15 protein-coding genes and 1 pseudogene are annotated in these 15739 nt (G+C 64.6%); 9 read left to right on the forward strand and 7 right to left on the reverse strand.

Features of this window, described 5'->3' with window-relative positions; genetic code table 11:
- Positions 1 to 101, forward strand: a pseudogene (locus Q0082_RS13975) (IS630 family transposase); the annotation flags it as partial.
- Positions 102 to 357: 256 nt separating this feature from the next.
- Here Q0082_RS13975 and Q0082_RS13980 read toward each other — a convergent pair.
- Genes Q0082_RS13980 through Q0082_RS13990 form a run of 3 tightly spaced genes read right to left on the reverse strand, consistent with a single transcriptional unit; the run spans position 358 to position 3393 of the window.
- Complete coding sequence (locus tag Q0082_RS13980; RefSeq protein ID WP_298193685.1) at positions 358 to 876, reverse strand: hypothetical protein; 519 nt, start codon at positions 874 to 876, stop codon at positions 358 to 360.
- Positions 877 to 910: 34 nt separating this feature from the next.
- Positions 911 to 1726, reverse strand: a complete 816-nt coding sequence (locus tag Q0082_RS13985) for an arylamine N-acetyltransferase (protein ID WP_298193687.1) — start codon at positions 1724 to 1726, stop codon at positions 911 to 913.
- Between the two features lie 56 nt (positions 1727 to 1782).
- Positions 1783 to 3393 carry a serine hydrolase domain-containing protein gene (locus Q0082_RS13990; RefSeq protein WP_298193718.1) on the reverse strand — a complete coding sequence of 537 codons (1611 nt, stop codon included), beginning with the start codon at positions 3391 to 3393 and terminating at the stop codon, positions 1783 to 1785.
- Between Q0082_RS13990 and Q0082_RS13995 the strand changes: the two genes are divergently transcribed.
- The 6 genes from Q0082_RS13995 (at position 3383) to Q0082_RS14020 (ending at position 9267) form a co-directional block, all read left to right on the forward strand.
- Positions 3383 to 3568 carry a hypothetical protein gene (locus tag Q0082_RS13995; protein ID WP_298193689.1) on the forward strand — a complete coding sequence of 62 codons (186 nt, stop codon included), beginning with the start codon at positions 3383 to 3385 and terminating at the stop codon, positions 3566 to 3568. The genes Q0082_RS13990 and Q0082_RS13995 overlap by 11 nt on opposite strands.
- A gap of 378 nt (positions 3569 to 3946) precedes the next feature.
- Positions 3947 to 5485, forward strand: a complete 1539-nt coding sequence (locus Q0082_RS14000; RefSeq protein WP_298193692.1) for a carboxyl transferase domain-containing protein — start codon at positions 3947 to 3949, stop codon at positions 5483 to 5485.
- A 108-nt stretch (positions 5486 to 5593) separates the two neighbouring features.
- On the forward strand, positions 5594 to 6226 hold the full coding sequence (locus Q0082_RS14005; protein ID WP_298193694.1) for a TetR/AcrR family transcriptional regulator: 633 nt from the start codon (positions 5594 to 5596) through the stop codon (positions 6224 to 6226).
- A 107-nt stretch (positions 6227 to 6333) separates the two neighbouring features.
- On the forward strand, positions 6334 to 6666 hold the full coding sequence (locus Q0082_RS14010; protein ID WP_298193697.1) for a cytochrome c: 333 nt from the start codon (positions 6334 to 6336) through the stop codon (positions 6664 to 6666).
- Positions 6663 to 8282, forward strand: coding sequence for an FAD-binding oxidoreductase (locus Q0082_RS14015; protein WP_298193700.1), 1620 nt, complete (start codon positions 6663 to 6665; stop codon positions 8280 to 8282). The genes Q0082_RS14010 and Q0082_RS14015 overlap by 4 nt, the downstream gene beginning before the upstream one ends.
- Positions 8283 to 8349: 67 nt before the next feature.
- Positions 8350 to 9267 (forward strand): NAD-dependent epimerase/dehydratase family protein, encoded by a 918-nt coding sequence (locus tag Q0082_RS14020; protein WP_298193703.1) that lies wholly within the window; start codon positions 8350 to 8352, stop codon positions 9265 to 9267.
- An 85-nt stretch (positions 9268 to 9352) separates the two neighbouring features.
- Here Q0082_RS14020 and bdcA read toward each other — a convergent pair whose 3' ends face one another.
- Positions 9353 to 10066, reverse strand: coding sequence for an SDR family oxidoreductase (gene bdcA / locus Q0082_RS14025; RefSeq protein WP_298193705.1), 714 nt, complete (start codon positions 10064 to 10066; stop codon positions 9353 to 9355).
- A gap of 149 nt (positions 10067 to 10215) precedes the next feature.
- On the opposite strand from bdcA, the gene Q0082_RS14030 reads away from it, so the two are divergent.
- Positions 10216 to 11115, forward strand: a complete 900-nt coding sequence (locus Q0082_RS14030; protein WP_298193708.1) for a LysR family transcriptional regulator — start codon at positions 10216 to 10218, stop codon at positions 11113 to 11115.
- Between the two features lie 61 nt (positions 11116 to 11176).
- Here Q0082_RS14030 and Q0082_RS14035 read toward each other — a convergent pair whose 3' ends face one another.
- The 3 genes from Q0082_RS14035 to Q0082_RS14045 form a co-directional block, all read right to left on the reverse strand.
- A complete protein-coding gene (locus Q0082_RS14035; RefSeq protein WP_298193710.1) occupies positions 11177 to 13282 on the reverse strand; it encodes a sodium-translocating pyrophosphatase in 2106 nt (701 codons plus the stop codon).
- 111 nt (positions 13283 to 13393) lie between these two features.
- Positions 13394 to 14272, reverse strand: coding sequence for a thiamine-phosphate kinase (gene thiL, locus Q0082_RS14040; RefSeq protein ID WP_298193712.1), 879 nt, complete (start codon positions 14270 to 14272; stop codon positions 13394 to 13396).
- A gap of 1 nt (position 14273) precedes the next feature.
- Complete coding sequence (locus Q0082_RS14045) at positions 14274 to 15080, reverse strand: crotonase/enoyl-CoA hydratase family protein (protein WP_298193714.1); 807 nt, start codon at positions 15078 to 15080, stop codon at positions 14274 to 14276.
- Between the two features lie 102 nt (positions 15081 to 15182).
- On the opposite strand from Q0082_RS14045, the gene Q0082_RS14050 reads away from it, so the two are divergent.
- Positions 15183 to 15739 (forward strand): acyl-CoA dehydrogenase family protein (locus tag Q0082_RS14050; RefSeq protein WP_298193716.1); only part of this gene is annotated, 557 nt, incomplete at its 3' end.

Raw genomic sequence — 15739 nt, forward strand, 5'->3', positions numbered from 1 at the left:
CAGTCGATGCCCTGTGGAAGGCCGTCGGATCAATCTGCGAACTCTACCATCCAGACGAATGCTGGAACTACCTCAAGGCAGCAGGATACGTTGCAGATTAAACGCACGACGCTCTAGCGCAACTCCATCAGCAGTTCGCGCAGCGTCGACAAGCGCATGGATGTTTATCGTCAGCCCACCCAGCGAGCGCCCCGCGCAGCTTGTTTGGCAGTAACGGTTCAATCACCGTCCACGCGGAACCCGGCAGTTCGTGATGACGCTGGCTCATCCTCAGCTCTCCACACGGAGCTTGAATCAGACCTCTCATCAGATGGCTGGTGATTTACAAGAGCGTGAACCAGACTATCCGTTCATGCATCAGCGGCGCTCGAAGAAGTCGACTGCCTCATGGGCGGCTTTGTCGTAGGCTGCGAGCGAACTCCGCGATGCCACAAAATCGCCACTTCTTTGCTGAGCGAAGTAGGCAGCAAGATGCCCGAAAGCTCGCTGGCACAAAATGTTGCGATCATCATCGCGATCGCCGCTGTTGAGGCGGAAAGTTCGGTAGTTTTCCCACCCGTAGCCGACGCAGGCCGGATGCTGATCCAGCCAGTCGACCTTGCCGTTGTGCTCTGCCGCTATGCGCCCGGCAACGTCCTCGGGAGCCGCGCGCACCGGCAACGGATTGAATGCGCCTTTACGGTACTCTTTTTCGAGCTCGTCGGCCGAGCGTCGCATTTCGGCGATATCTTCGGCAGGCAGTTTGCCTTCCATCTGATCTGCTGTGATCCGCAGTTGGCGAACGGTGTCAGCCATCGTTGAACCATTTCCCTGTGCCAAAAGCGGCTGTGCAGAAAGAACTGTCAAAGCTGCAAAAAGCTTGAAAATTATCCTCATGTTGCAATCTCCATGACCCTGCGATCTTTACTTTTCAGGCCGTCAATTGATGTCGGATCGCCACAACGCGTTCCCAGACTCGGTCGGGTTCCGGGACGACAAGATCGAACACGGTTTCGAACAGATCTTCGAGCTGATCAGCGCTATCGAGGCGTTCTTCGCACAGGCCGACAGCCGTTATCTTCCGCAAAACGTCGTTCTGGAGGCTGACATAGCCGTCGGATGTATGCCGGAAGACCGCCAAAGCGTTTGTGAATGGTGACGCCGGGTCGCGCATCAACCAGTCATGCATGCCAACCATCGCTGCTTCGTTCTGGTAGTCAGCTTTGAAATCCATGCTCCGCGCGATCCCGTGGGCATGATTGTGGAAACGCATCCAACCGTCCGGTGTCTCGGATATCGCGAAGTCGAAGCCCCGTTGGTGGACGGCGCCAGGAGCGATGGGAACGGGTTCAATAAGTGCATCCGCCACGCCAACTTCGGCGAGATAAGGGCGATCCAGGTCAACACGCAGCGTCAGGTGATTGCCTATCGCAATATCCCCCAATTTGGGTCGGTCAACGCACCCGCAGAGGCGAGTAACCCTGAACCCTAATGCAGTGAGCGCCGCGCCGAATAGCCCGTTCATCTCGTAGCACCAGCCCCCTCGCCTGCCCACCACCATCTTTGTGAAGGCGGCTGCAGTTGTCACGGATGAGGGCCAGCCCATGAAGGCATCAAGAGCTTCCCACGTAAAACTCATAAGGTGGGCGCGGTGCAGTTCCGACAATCCATGAATATCAAGTGAAACGGGTCGGTCGATGCCAATCCGGGCCAGATAGCTATCGAGTTGACCGCTGCTGAGTGTCATCTCGGTTATATTCGAAGGTTCAGTGGGCATGTATTTTCTCTGCCTGATTTTGAAATCTATTCACTAGTCCTGACGAACTTCAGCATATCGACGCCCTGCAGGCCGGCCACCGAGGACATGGAGAACCCGGTAGTCCGCTGGAGCTTTTGATCGAAGGTGATGACCATGTCGTCGCGCAAGGCGCCGCTCCGGGACGTGACCAGCGCTCGGTAGTTTTCGCCCGTCAGCCACTGGAGCCGGAAGGTCACCTGATCCGGCGCATCCGGGTCCTCAAGGTCGAGGCGGTATCCGTTGGCGTCCCGCGACAGCTGGAAATGGGTGCGAAGGTCGCGGCTAAGGTATCGGCCTTGAGTGAGCGGCTTGGCTGGTGCCGGGGCAACCCTCTCGAATCGCATCGTCTCCCTGTTTTCGATCGCTAGGAGCAGCCTGTCATCCGAAACCCACGTCAAGTCCGCCCGCCCGAGAGGGGTGCTCGCGAGCAGCGCCTTTCCAGATCCGGAGAACCCGATCGGGCCGCCGCGCGTAAAGAGATCGACCACTGTGACTTCGCCAGATCGCCCGACCGAAACCAATTCCCCGCCTGCCGAGCGGAAAAGAGCAGTTGTCTCGGGAGCAGAAGGCGGCTTCATTGGTGACGCGGCCACCGGCTTTTGCGCGGGCAAGCCCATTGCCACATCTGCCGCCTGGCCCGCCAGTTCGGCAAAGTTTGCGACATTCGCATTGCAAAGCAAAGCGATCGAGATCCGGGATCGAGGAAGGGCCCAAAGCTCGGCATAGTATCCTGCGGTTATGCCGCCGTGGTGAAAGACAGGCTGCCCCGAGCGATCCGAGAGGATGATTCCGCTGCCATATGGCCGCGTGCTGCCATCATTGAGCTGTCCAGGCGCGAGCAAATGCCGGGTTACGAAGTCGGAGAGCGCGCCCGAGATCAAGGCAGTGTTCCAGCGCTCCAGATCCGCCACTGTCGTTAGCAGGGCGCCATGTCCATATGTATTCTCCGTCGGCATGAACAGTTCGTAGCCTGCAGCCGCCGGTCGATATGCCATGGCCCGGCCGGAAACGAGGGTCCTCGCATCGTTGCGCCAACTGGTCGCAGTCATCCCCAAAGGCTTGAAGAGGCGCTGCCTGCCGAACTCTGTTGCCGACATTCCGCTGACCCGTTCAACGATCCGGGTGAGGAGGACATAGTTGCTGTTGTTGTATTCGAAGTGGTCACCTGGTTCGAAGTTCAGGCTGCGTTGCCCTGCAATCAAGGCAAAGGCCGTGTCATTGTCATGAACAGTGCGATAGAAACGAGGGTATCCCTTGAGCGCAAGAAGCGTGCCGTACTCTCTTATTCCGCTGATATGATGAAGCAGGTGATAGATTGTCACGGGGCGATTGTAGACCGGCATCTCCGGCAAGTATCTGCGGATGTCATCGTCCAGCGACAGCTTGCCGTCCTCTGCGAGGAGCAGCACCTGAGCTGCCATGAATTGTTTCGCAACCGACCCTGCCTCCGATATCGTGTCGATGCGGAACGGAACCTGCCGCTCGAGATCCGAATACCCGCTGCGGTATGCGCGGGCTGTCCAGTGTCGCAAGCAAAGCGCTGTCAGAACTGTTGATCTCAACATGGACAGCCGAACGCGCATGCTGCTTTCTGCCTGCAACTTCTTGGTCACCATCACACGTCTGCGCAACAAGCTGACCCTGATCGTCGACAAGCGCGACAAGGTCAGAATGGGGATCGGCCGCAGTCCCGGCGACAAAACTTCGGCGCTGGAGGTGACGGAACGGCTTGGAGCGGCAGCTGGCAGAGGGCAGGCGGCGGGTCAGCCCAAGCATATCGTGAAGCCGTAGGAGGTTGAAACGCATCGCGAACTTGAGCGCACGTTCACAAAGGTGGTGCCCTTCGAGATGGGAATTTGAGATTGGAACTCTGCTGGTCCAAATCCCAGATCTGGTGTTAGCGAGACGTCCAGAAATCTAAGGGCTACTCAGTCTGCCGATACTGAGCCCCCCGAAGTGCTGGAGGCCGTGCGCAAGATCGAGGCGAGGGGACAATTGCTAGCTTGCATGTTCGCTTGAAGATTCGAGGCCGCTGCTGACCTTCCGGAGTACGAATTCGCGTTTGTGACGCGACGCCCGCAAAGCGTGCTCGATCGAGGGCTTGGCCGACCTGATCTCTTCCACCGGAGCCCGCAACATGCCACATCGCGGGGCGGGAGAGCATGCACGATGACATGGCAAGCCGAGATCGATGAACTGCGCCGGCGCGAGGCGATGGCCGAGAAGATGGGCGGGGCCGAGAAGGTCGCGCGCCAGCACGGACGCGGCAAGCTCGATGCACGGGCGCGGATTGCCGGGCTTGTCGATGCGGGATCGTTCCGCGAGATCGGCAAGATTGCCGGCAAGGGGCACTATGATGCCGAGGGCAATCTCGTCGACCTCAGCGCCTCGAACCTGATCTTCGGCCGTGCGAATATCGAAGCCCGCCCGGTGGTGGCCTCGGCGGATGATTTCACCGTGCGGGGCGGGGCGGCCGATGCCGCGATCCACCGCAAGTTCGCCCAGTGCGAGAAAATGGCGCATTCGCTGGGCATTCCGCTGATCCGCATGATCGATGGTACTGGCGGCGGCGGTTCGGTGCGCACGCTGGAGGAAATCGGCGCGACCTATGTGCCGGCGACCCCTGCCTGGTCCGATGTCGTGCGCAATCTCGACAGTGTGCCGGTGGTCGCGCTCGCGCTCGGGCCGACCGCGGGCATGGGTGCGGCGCGGCTGGTGGCGAGCCATTATTCGATCATGGTCAAGGGCCTCTCGCAGGTCTTCGCGGCGGGCCCCGCAGTGGTCGATGCGCTGCCAGGGCAGACCGGCGCGGAGGCGAGCGACAAGGAAAGCCTTGGCGGCAGCGTGATCCACACCCGCAACGGCGTGGTCGACGAGGAAGTGGCGAGCGAGGCAGAAGCGTTCCAGCGGGCGCGGCGGTTCCTCTCCTACCTGCCCAGCCGCGTCGGCCAGCATGCGCCTCGCACCGAACCCCACGATGCCGTCGACCGGCGCGAGGCGTTCCTGCTTTCTGCCGTCCCGCGCGATCCCAAGCAGGTCTATTCGATGCGCCGGGTGGCCGAGGCGCTGGCCGACAAGGGCAGCGTGTTCGAGATGGGCCGCCAGTGGGGCCGCGCCGCGATCACCGCTTTTGCCCGGTTCGACGGCTGGCCGGTGGCGCTGCTCGCCAGCGACCCCACGTTTCTGGGCGGATCGTGGGAAGCGCGCACTTCGGAAAAGGTCGAGCGCTTCGTGAAGCTGGCCGATCAGTTCCGCCTGCCGATCATCCACCTCGTCGACAATCCCGGCTTCATGATCGGTCTTGCGGCAGAAAGCAGCGGCACCATCCGCTACGGCGTGCAGGCGATGAACGCGATCTACCGCGCGACGGTGCCGCTCGCGTCGGTCATCGTGCGGCGGGCCTATGGCATCGCAGGGAGCGCAATGAGCAATGCGGATGCCTTCCAGTACCGCTTTGCCTGGCCTTCAGGCGATTGGGGGAGCCTGCCGATCGAGGGCGGGATCGAGGTTGCCTACAAGGCCGAGATCGAAGCAGCCGATGACCCGGCGGCGCATCTCGCGCTGATCCGTGAACGGCTGAACCGGGTGCGCTCGCCCTTCCGCACGGCCGAGCATTACGGCGTCGAGGACATCATCGACCCGCGCGATACACGCCCGCTACTGTGCGAATTCGCCGGGCTGGCGTGGGCGAAGCTGGGGGCTGACTGAAGAGGCGCCGCCAATCGGATTTGGCGCGGGGCCGGTTTCGTCTATGGCAGCCCCTGCAGATGAGCCAGGTGGTGTGTGGCAGACGGCAGGTCAGACAAGTCGCGCAGGTTGGAACTCGGACGGCAGCGCCGCGCGAGGACGCGCGCGAAGATCATTGCCGCGGCGTTCGAACTGTTCGGCGAGGATGACGGCCTCCATTCGCGGATCGAGGATGTGGCGCAGCGCGCCGGGATCACGCGCGCGACCTTCTATGATCACTTCTCGGGCATGGCCGAGCTGCGCGATGCCGTCACCTATGAGGTCACCCACGATTTCCTCACCGCCGTGAGTCACACGCTTGATACACTGGCCGACCCGCGCGAGCGCATTTCGGTCGCGATCCGCTTCTACCTCGACCGGGTGCGCAAGGTGCCGGGTTGGGGCCGCTCGATGATCAATCTCAGCGCCAACGGCATCATCTTCGGCGCCGAGACCTTCCGCGAGGCCGAGCAGACCGTCGCCACCGCGATCGCAGCGGGTCAGCTTTCGATCACCGACCCCGCGCTGGGCCGGGACGCCGTGCTCGGCACCACGATTGCCGCCATTTCGACCATGCTGCGCGAGGAGCGCGGGGCGGACTATGCCGAGGAGGTGGTCGCGTTGATCCTTGTCGGGCTGGGCGTGGCGCCGGGCGATGCCGATGCAATTGCCCGCCGTCCGCTGCCGGAGCTGCTATTCCCGCCGCCAGTTGAATCAATTTGACGTTATGCAAGATTGAATTTATCCCGATCCCGATCTGACACCATTTCGGATTTCAGATGCGTGCCCGGCTGAGCGCAGAACGGGAACGCGCCGACGGGAGAAACGGGATGCGTTGGAATGCGGGACGGCTGCGCCTGGCAGCGGCCACGCTGGCGTTCGGCCTGACAGCGGGGCCCCAGGCGAACGCTGAAACACCGCCGCCGCCGCCGCGCGCGCCAGCGGTGGTCTATGCGAAGACTTGCGGTTATTGCCACGGCCAGCACGTGGCGCCGGTGATCCGCGGACGCGCGATCCCGACCGAGATGACCACCGCGATCGTGCGGCGCGGTCAGCGCGCGATGCCCGCGTTCCGGCCCACCGAAATCAGCAATGCCGAGCTTGGCGCGCTTGCCGCTTGGCTCAAGGCCGCGAAGGCCGATCCGAAGGAGCATGACCAATGACGGGGCTCACGCGCCGCGATCTCATCCGCACCGGCGCGGTGGGAGCCGCGCTGATGGGTTCCGGAGCCATGGCCTCGCCGCTCGACGGGCCGCGCCAGCTGCCCGCGCATCTGGACAAAGGCGCCTTTGCCGCAGCCGTCGCGGAACTGCGCGCGGTGGTGGGGGCGGATTGGGTCTTTGCGGACCCGGAAAGCACGCTGCCTTATGCCAAGAGTTCGACGCCGGATCCCCGGCACGAACATGTGCCATCAGGTGCGGTGGCACCGGGGTCGGTCGAGGAAGTGCAGGCCATCCTCAAGATCGCCAACAGGTACAAGCTCCCGCTCTGGACGGTCTCGACCGGCAAGAACATGGGCTACGGCTGCGCGACGCCGGCGAGCAGCGGGCAGATGGTCCTCGATCTCAAGCGGATGAACCGGATCATCCACATCGATGCCGAGCTCGGAACTGCGCTGGTCGAGCCGGGGGTGACCTACCAGGACCTCCACGACTACCTTGAGGCGAACAACCTGCCGTACTGGCTGGATGTGCCGACGGTGGGCCCGATCGTCTCGCCGGTGGGCAACACGCTGGAGCGCGGCGTGGGCTATACACCCTATGGCGACCACTTCTTCATGCAGTGCGGGATGGAAGTGGTGCTGGCCGATGGCACGCTGGTGCGCACCGGCATGGGCAGCGTGCCGAATTCGACGACGTGGCAGGCGTTCAAATGGGGTTACGGGCCCTATGTCGACGGCATCTTCACGCAATCGAACTTCGGCGTCGTCACCAAGCTGGGCTTCTGGCTGATGCCGAGACCGCCCGCGTTCAAGCCGTTCATGGTGCGGCATGGTGAGATGGCCGATGTCGCCAAGATCGTCGATGCGATGCGGCCGTTCCGGATGAGCAACCTCATCCCCAATGTCGTGCTGATGATGGGCGCGGCCTACCAGATCGCGATGTTCCACCGGCGTGAGGAGCTGTGGGACAAGCCTGAAAGCATTCCCGAGGATGTCGTGCGCGATTTCGCGAGGAAGCACGGCCTCGGCATGTGGAACACCTATTTCGCGCTCTATGGCACCGACGAGATCATCGCAGCCATCGAACCCATCGTGCGGCGTGCATTCGAAGCTTCTGGCGGCGAGGTCCTGACCGAGAAGGAAATGGCCGGCAACCTGTGGTTCGAGCACCACAAGAACCTGATGAGCGGCCAGCTCACGCTCGAGGAAAAGGGGATCATGCGCTGGCGCGGCGGGGGCATGGTGTGCTTTGCGCCGGTTGCGCCCGCCAAGGGCGTGGAGACGCAGCAGCAGACGCAGCTCGCGAGAGAAATCCTCGGACGCTACGGCTTCGACTATTCGGTGGCCTACGCCATCGGCGGGCGCGAGCTGCACCACCTCATCTTCATCCAGTACGACAAGGAAGATCCCGCCGAGGAGAAGAAGGCCGACGACTGCATCCGCGAGATGATCACCCGCTTCGGCGCGCGCGGCTGGGCGAGCTACCGCACTGGGGTCAACACGATGGACCTCGTCGCGCAGCAATATGGCGAGGCAAACCGCGCGCTCAATGCGCGGCTCAAGCAGGCGCTCGATCCCAACCATATCCTTTCGCCCGGCAAGCAGGGCATCGCCTGAGACCGGCAGCCACTTCGGCAGACTTTGGGGGCTGCGCCTGCGCCCCGCAGTTTGCTAGAGGGCACGGATGACCATCGTGGTGACCGGTGCCGGCGGCTTTGTCGGGCAAGATCTGGTGCGGCAGCTGCTCGCGGCGGGCCAGTCTGTTGTCGGACTCGATACCATGGCGGACGGCATTCCGGCGGGCGCCCGCGTGGTTGCCGGCGATCTCGGCGATCCGGCGACGCGCGCGGCGGCGCTGGCGAAGGGGTGCAGGGCGCTGATCCACCTTGTCACGGTGCCCGGCGGCGCGGCGGAAGCCGATCCTGCCGCCTCGCGCCGCATCAATGTCGATGCGATGTACGATCTGCTGCTCGAAGCGGCGGAGGCGAGCCCCGGACTGCGGGTCGTGTTTGCCAGTTCGATCGCGGTCTTCGGCGATCCCATGCCGCCGCAGGTCGACGATATGACGCCGCTCTCGCCCAGGATGATCTACGGCGGGCACAAGGCGATGATGGAGCAAGCGGTGGCGATGCTCTCCAACCGCGGCCTGATCGATGGGGTTACCGTGCGGCTGCCGGGCATTCTCGCGCGGCCCAAGGGGCCATCGGGCCTCAAGTCCGCCTTTATAAGCGACCTGTTCCATGCGCTGAGGGCCGATGCGCCGTTTGTCTGCCCGGTTTCCGCGCGCGCCACGATCTGGGCGCAATCGGGCACGCGCTGCTCGGCGAACCTTGCCCATGCGCTGGTGCTTGATGCCGCGCTCATGCCTCCGACCCGCGCGGTGACACTGCCGGCGCTGCGCATCACGATGGGCGATCTGGCCGCCGAGGTGGCCCGGCAGTGCGGCGTCTCCGAAGCGCTCGTCACTTACGCGCCCGATGCCGCGCTTGAAGCCATGTTCGGCGCGCAACCGCCGCTTGAAACCCCGGCGGCGGAGCGCGCCGGTTTCGCGCATGATGGCGATCTGGAAAGTCTCGTTTCGCGCGCACTCGCCGCGCTCTGACGGCAAGCGGTGGGTTCTCAGCCCGGCATGATCGCGGCGGAAGGCGCTGCGGCTAGCGCCGCCGCCGCGATCATCAGAGAGCCGATCAGGCGCCGAAGCCGCCGTCGATGGTTTGCAGCGAACCGGTGATCATCGCGCCGTGCGGACCGGCGAGATAGGCGCTGAGTTCGGCGATTTCGTCGGCCCGGGCGTGGCGCTTGATGGCCATGAAGCTGTGCATCATAGCAGCCATCGGCCCCTCGGCGGGGTTCATGTCGCTATCGGTCGGCCCCGGCTGGATGCTGTTCACGGTGATGCCGCGATCCCCGAAATCGCGGGCGAGGCCGCGCACCATGCCCTGGACGGCGGACTTGGTCATGGCATAGGCCGCTCCGCCCGCGAAGGGCATCCGGTCGCCGTTGACCGAGCCGATCACGATGATGCGCCCGTTTTCGTTCATCCGCCGCGCGGCTTCCACTGCAGCGTGGTAGGGCGCGCGGATGTTGACGTCGATCATGTGGTCGATGGCATCGGGATCGAGCGTCAGCGGATCGCCCATGACAAGTGTGCCGGCGTTGATCACCAGCACGTCGAGCGCACCGCGGCTGGCGATCGTGGCAGCTAGCGCGTCACGGTCGGCGCTGTTGGCCTGGATCGCTACGGCGCCGGTCTCGGTGGCGAGCGCCTCTGCGGCATCGCGCGATCCCGCGTAGGTGAAGGCGGTGGCGGCCCCGCCGGCGGCAAAGCGGCGCACGATTGCGGCGCCGATGCCCCGGCTGCCACCGAGGATGAGGACGTTCTTTGCGGTAAGGTCAGTCATGATCATTCTCCTGGTCTTGAGCGGGTCCGATTTGGCAGCATCCGATAATCCGGTGCGTCCATGACCCTCTGCTGGACCTGAAGATGCCGATGATGCATCGTTCGCACTAGCCGCCGGATCTGGATTCAAGCTGACGGAAAAGCCGAACAATGATCAAGCTTGATGGGGTTGCCGCGTTCGTCACAACGGTCGATGCCGGCTCGATCAGTGCGGCGGCGCGGCGATTGGGGCTGGCCAAGTCCGTGGTCAGCGAGCGACTGGCCGAGCTTGAGCGCACGCTTGGCGCGACGCTGATCCAGCGCTCCACCCGCCGCCTCGCACTGACCAACAGCGGCGAGACGTTCCTGCCCCGCGCGCAGCGGATCCTGCGGGAGGCCGAGGCGGCCGCGGCAGAGCTTGATGCCAGCAGCGGCAAGCTCGCCGGGCCTCTGCGGCTCTCGGCGCCGGTCGGGTTCGGCACGCTGCATCTGGGGCCGGCGCTGGCGCGGTTCCTCAAGGATCACCCTGATATCGAGCTTTCGCTGGAACTTGATGATGCCTTTGTCGATGCGGCGACCGGCGGGTTCGATGCGGTGCTGCGGCATGGCGCGATCGGGGATGGACGACTGATCGCGCGGCGCCTTGCCACGAGCCGCCGCCTGCTGGTGGCGGCGCCCGACTATCTAGCCGCCCATGGGGTGCCGAGGAGCCTTGCCGATCTCGAGGCGCATCGCGGGATACTCTATGCCAACCGCTCGGGCGACTGGCGCTTTGCGGCCGGGCAGGGCTGGACGGTGATCCGACCGCAGCCGGCGCTCAGAGTGAACAATGGGCTGGTCATGCGCGATGCGGCGCTGGCAGGGCTTGGGCTTGCGCTGCTGCCCACTTTCTTCGTCCACGAGGAGGTGCGGCGAGGCGCGCTGGTCGAAGTGAACCCCGGATGGCCTGCCGAAGGCGCCGAACTGTTTTTGACTTATCCGCGCGACCACGGTGCTTCTGCCAAGATCCGCGCGCTCGGCGATTGCCTGCGCCGCAGCTTTGGCGATCCGCCGTATTGGGAAGCGCCCTGAGACACAAAAAAAGCCCCTCCGGTAAGGGAGGGGCTTCGAGGCTTTGCACGTCAATGCTGGTTCAATGTCCAGCTTGCGCCGCCAAAGCTGCGAGCAGCAGCAGTGCGACGATATTGGTGATCTTGATCATCGGGTTGACGGCGGGACCGGCGGTGTCCTTGTAGGGATCGCCGACGGTGTCGCCCGTCACCGCAGCCTTGTGGGCATCGCTGCCCTTGCCGCCGTGGTGGCCGTCTTCGATGTACTTCTTGGCGTTGTCCCACGCGCCGCCGCCCGAGGTCATCGAGATGGCGACGAAGAGACCGCCGACGATCACGCCGAGGAGCAGCGCGCCGAGCGCGGCGAAGCCGTTCTCCTGGCCCGCGACAGCGGCGATCACGAAGTAGACCACGATCGGCGCGAGCACCGGCAACAGCGACGGGATGATCATTTCCTTGATCGCGGCCTTGGTCACGAGATCGACAGTCCGCGCGTAGTCGGGCTTCGTCTCGTAAGTCATGATACCGGGATTTTCGCGGAACTGGTCGCGCACGTCCTTCACCACGTCACCCGCGGCGCGGCCCACCGCAGTCATGCCCATCGCACCGAAAAGGTAAGGCAGGAGCGCGCCGAGCAGGAGGCCGACGATCACGTAGGGGTTTTCGAGGCTGAACGAGACCTGGAGATCGGGGAAGAACTCGCGCAGGTCGGTCGTGTAGGCAGCGAAGAGCACCAGCGCGGCAAGGCCGGCCGAACCGATCGCATAGCCCTTGGTGACGGCCTTGGTGGTGTTGCCCACCGCGTCGAGCGCGTCGGTCTTCTCGCGGACCGAATCGTCGAGGCCGGCCATTTCGGCAATGCCACCGGCGTTGTCGGTGACAGGGCCGTAAGCGTCGAGCGCGACGACCATGCCGGCCAGCGCCAGCATCGCAGTGGCGGCATAGGCGATGCCCATGAGGCCGGCGAGCTTGAAGGCGATGATGATGCCGGCGCAGATCACCAGCGTGGGCATGGCGGTCGATTCAAGGCTGATCGCAAGGCCCTGGATCACGTTGGTGCCGTGGCCGGTTTCCGAAGCCTTGGCGATCGAGCGCACCGGGCGGTAGTTGGTCCCGGTGTAGTACTCGGTGATCCAGATGATGAGGCCGGTGATGACAAGGCCGAGCAGCGCGCAGTAGAACAGGATGCGGCCGTTGTAGGCTTCCCCGCCAATGGACGCTTCCATGTCGCCGCCGAGGCTGTGGGCAATGGCCCACCAGATCGCCGGAACGGAGAGCACGGCGGTGACAAGGAAGCCCTTGTACATCGCGCCCATGATGTTGGTGCCGCCGCCGAGGCGGACGAAGTAGGTGCCGATGATCGAGGTGACGATGCACACGCCGCCGATCAGGAGCGGCATGGCCATGAGATCGAGCAGGTTGGGCGCGCTCTTGAGGAGCAGCGCGGTGAGCACCATGGTGGCGCCGACGGTGACGACATAGGTCTCGAACAGGTCGGCGGCCATGCCGGCGCAGTCACCCACGTTGTCGCCCACGTTGTCGGCGATCACGGCGGGGTTGCGTGGGTCATCCTCGGGGATCCCGGCCTCGACCTTGCCGACGAGGTCGGCGCCGACGTCAGCAGCCTTGGTGAAGATGCCGCCGCCCAGACGCGCGAAGATCGAGATGAGCGAGGCGCCGAAGGCAAGCGCGGTAAGCGCCTGCACGACAGTGCGGTCGGTGCCGTTCACGGTGTAGCCGGCGGGGCCGGTGAGATACCAGAAGAACACCGCGATCGCGAGGAGTGCGAGGCCCGCCACGAGCATGCCGGTGATCGCGCCCGCGTTGAATGCGAGCGTGAGGCCCTGCTGCAGGCCCTTCTGCGCGGCGGCCGCGGTGCGCACGTTGGCGCGGACCGAGATGTTCATGCCGATGAAGCCGGCGACGCCCGAAAGCACCGCGCCGATCACGAAGCCCACGGCCGAGATCGTTCCAAGCGCAGCGGCGACGATGACGGCGACGACAACGCCGACGATTGCGATCGTGGTATACTGGCGGCGAAGGTAGGCTTGGGCACCTTCCTGGATCGCCGCGGCGATTTCCTGCATCTTGGCGTTGCCGGCATCGGCGCCGAGCACCTGCTGGCTGGTGATGAAGCCATAGACAATGGCCAGCAGCCCCAAGGCTATTGCGGTTACGGTTAAACTCACTTCAGACACCCCCTTGTTTTACCGTGCTGTTTCAGCCGGTCCCCGTCGTTCGCGGGTCGGGCGGGAGGCTAGTGCATAATTTTCACGCCGCAAGCCTTTGCGTGTGATTTTTCAGCAATGTTCGTAGCCGAGCGGGCCTTCAGGCGGGGCGCCGCCAAGCAGCAGCGGCGCATCGGCGCGCGGCGTGACGGTGCCAATGCGATGTGCCGGGCAGGGCGGCAGGATGCCGGCGGGAAGTGTAAACAGCAGTTCGTAGTCGTCACCCCAACTGAGCGCATCGCGGCGGCGTTCCGGCGGCAGCGCCACGGGGAGGGGCATCGCGCTGGGATCGAGCGCAAAGGTTGCGCCGCTTGCTTCTGCCATGCGGGTGGCATCGAGGAGAAGACCGTCCGAGACGTCCATCATTGCGGTGACGAGCGGCGCCAGCGCTCGGCCTTCGGCAAGACGCGGAACGGGGCGGCGGTAAGCGGATGTGTCCGCCGATGTGTTACCGGCACGAAGCGCCTCGAAGGCGAGCATCGCCCCTCCGACCGGACCGGTGATCCAGATGCCGTCCCCCGCCTGCGCGCCGCTGCGCGAGGGGACGGGCAGGTGCGTGGCGCGGCCAAGCGCCGTGAGCCCGAGCGTCTGGGGACCGGGATTTCGCACGGTATCCCCGCCCAGTAGCGGGACGCCGAAGTGGGCGAGCGCTGCGCCTAACCCTCCAGCAAAGCCGGCGTTGTCTGCCGCGAGGGTATAGCCGAGCAGGACGCCGAGCGGCTCGGCGCCCTTGCTCGCTAGATCCGACAGATTGGTGGCGAGAAGTTTCCACGCGACATCCGCCGGATCCTGCCCGGGGAGCCAGTGGACGCCTTCGACCATCATGTCGTGGGTGAGGACGAGCGTTTCCCCGCGCACCTCCAGCACCGCGCAATCATCGGCAAGGCCGCGCGCCGCGGGGTGGGTGGCCAGGCCCCGCAACGCGGCGATGAAGGCGGCCTCACCCGACAAATCAATCCCCCGTAAACACCGGTGCGCGCTTTTCGAGGATCGCGTTGACGGCTTCCTTGTGGTCCGCCGTCTCGTGCACGATCGCCTGGAACGCGGCCGAAAGCTCGAGCACGTCGCCCGCGCGGCCATGCTGGGCCTCGCGCAGCAGACGCTTGGTCAGGCGCAGGGCGCGCGGGCTGTTGGCGGCGATTTCCTCGGCGAGCGCAACCGCCTTCTCCATCAGCTGGTCCGCCGGCACGACATCGCCGACAAGACCGATGCTCTGCGCATAGGCCGCGTCAAAGGTGCGCCCCGTCAGGAACAGTTCCGCCGCCTTCGAATAGCCGACGATTTTCTGCAGCGTCCACGCGCCGCCATCGCCGGGGATGATGCCGACCTTGATGAAGCTCGCTGCCATCTTGGCGCTGTCTGCCGCCACGCGCAGATCGCACACGCAGGCAAGATCGAGACCAAGCCCGATGGCATGGCCGTTGATCGCGGCGATCATCGGCACTTCGCAATCAAGCATGGCGCGGGTCGCGCGCTGGACGCCGCGGCGGTAGTTCGCGGCGGTCGAATCGGGCTGATCGAGCGGGCCGATGCCCTTGCGGTCGCGGATGCCCTTGATGTTGCCGCCGGTGCAGAAGGCGCGGCCCGCGCCCGTCAACACGATGGCGCTGACCGAACGGTCGTTCGAGAGGCGGAAGAACGTGTCGACGATGTTGTCGCAATCTTCCAGCGTGCCGATCGCGTTCATCGATTCCGCGCGGTCCATGGTGAGGATGGCGACGCGCCCGCGGCGCTCTTCGTGCAGGAACGGGGTGGTCATCTTGGCTACTCTCCCAATTGCCCCTCTGGGCGTCTCCATATGGTCGTCAATTGGCAATCTTGCGATTGCGATGGCCCGCGCGCTGCCATAGTGACGGCAGCGATGCAAATATTCCCGCTCCATCCGTTCCTCCCCGAGGGGGACATTCCCGCCCTGCGCCAACAGGTTCGCGACCTTGTGGCTAGCCACGAAGCCCGCTGGCCGATCGAACTGCGCGCCAACTGCTGGTTCAGCTTCGACGAGGAGTTTTCCAAGGCGCTCGGCAGCGCCGGCCTCCTCGGCATGACCTGGCCCAAGCAGTATGGCGGGCACGAGCGCACGATGCTCGAACGCTATGTCGTGCTGGAAGAGCTGCTCGCAGCGGGCGCGCCTGCCGGTCTCCACTGGATCGCTGACCGCCAGACGGGGCCGCTCCTCCTGCGCTACGGCACCGAGGCGCAGCGCGAGAAGTATCTGCCGGGCATGGCGCGCGGCGAGATCTACGCCTGCATCGGCCTCTCCGAACCGGGTTCAGGCTCGGACCTTGCGAGCGTGCGCACTTCGGCGAAGAAGACCAACGAAGGCTGGCGCATCAACGGCCAGAAGGTGTGGACCAGCGGCGCGCACAAGAGCCACGCCGCGCTCACCCTGCTGCGCACCGAGGAAGGCAGCGAGCGCCA

This window comes from Novosphingobium sp., assembly GCF_027489515.1.
Classification (GTDB): Bacteria; Pseudomonadota; Alphaproteobacteria; order Sphingomonadales; family Sphingomonadaceae; genus Novosphingobium.

Coding starts and splice junctions, on each gene's coding strand:
- Q0082_RS13980 (WP_298193685.1), bottom strand. CDS start 876: ATGAGGATAATTTTCAAGCTTTTTGCAGCTTTGACAGTTCTTTCTGCA.
- Q0082_RS13985 (WP_298193687.1), bottom strand. CDS start 1,726: ATGACACTCAGCAGCGGTCAACTCGATAGCTATCTGGCCCGGATTGGC.
- Q0082_RS13990 (WP_298193718.1), bottom strand. CDS start 3,393: ATGGTGACCAAGAAGTTGCAGGCAGAAAGCAGCATGCGCGTTCGGCTG.
- Q0082_RS14000 (WP_298193692.1), top strand. CDS start 3,947: ATGACATGGCAAGCCGAGATCGATGAACTGCGCCGGCGCGAGGCGATG.
- Q0082_RS14010 (WP_298193697.1), top strand. CDS start 6,334: ATGCGTTGGAATGCGGGACGGCTGCGCCTGGCAGCGGCCACGCTGGCG.
- Q0082_RS14015 (WP_298193700.1), top strand. CDS start 6,663: ATGACGGGGCTCACGCGCCGCGATCTCATCCGCACCGGCGCGGTGGGA.
- Q0082_RS14020 (WP_298193703.1), top strand. CDS start 8,350: ATGACCATCGTGGTGACCGGTGCCGGCGGCTTTGTCGGGCAAGATCTG.
- bdcA (WP_298193705.1), bottom strand. CDS start 10,066: ATGACTGACCTTACCGCAAAGAACGTCCTCATCCTCGGTGGCAGCCGG.
- Q0082_RS14030 (WP_298193708.1), top strand. CDS start 10,216: ATGATCAAGCTTGATGGGGTTGCCGCGTTCGTCACAACGGTCGATGCC.
- Q0082_RS14045 (WP_298193714.1), bottom strand. CDS start 15,080: ATGACCACCCCGTTCCTGCACGAAGAGCGCCGCGGGCGCGTCGCCATC.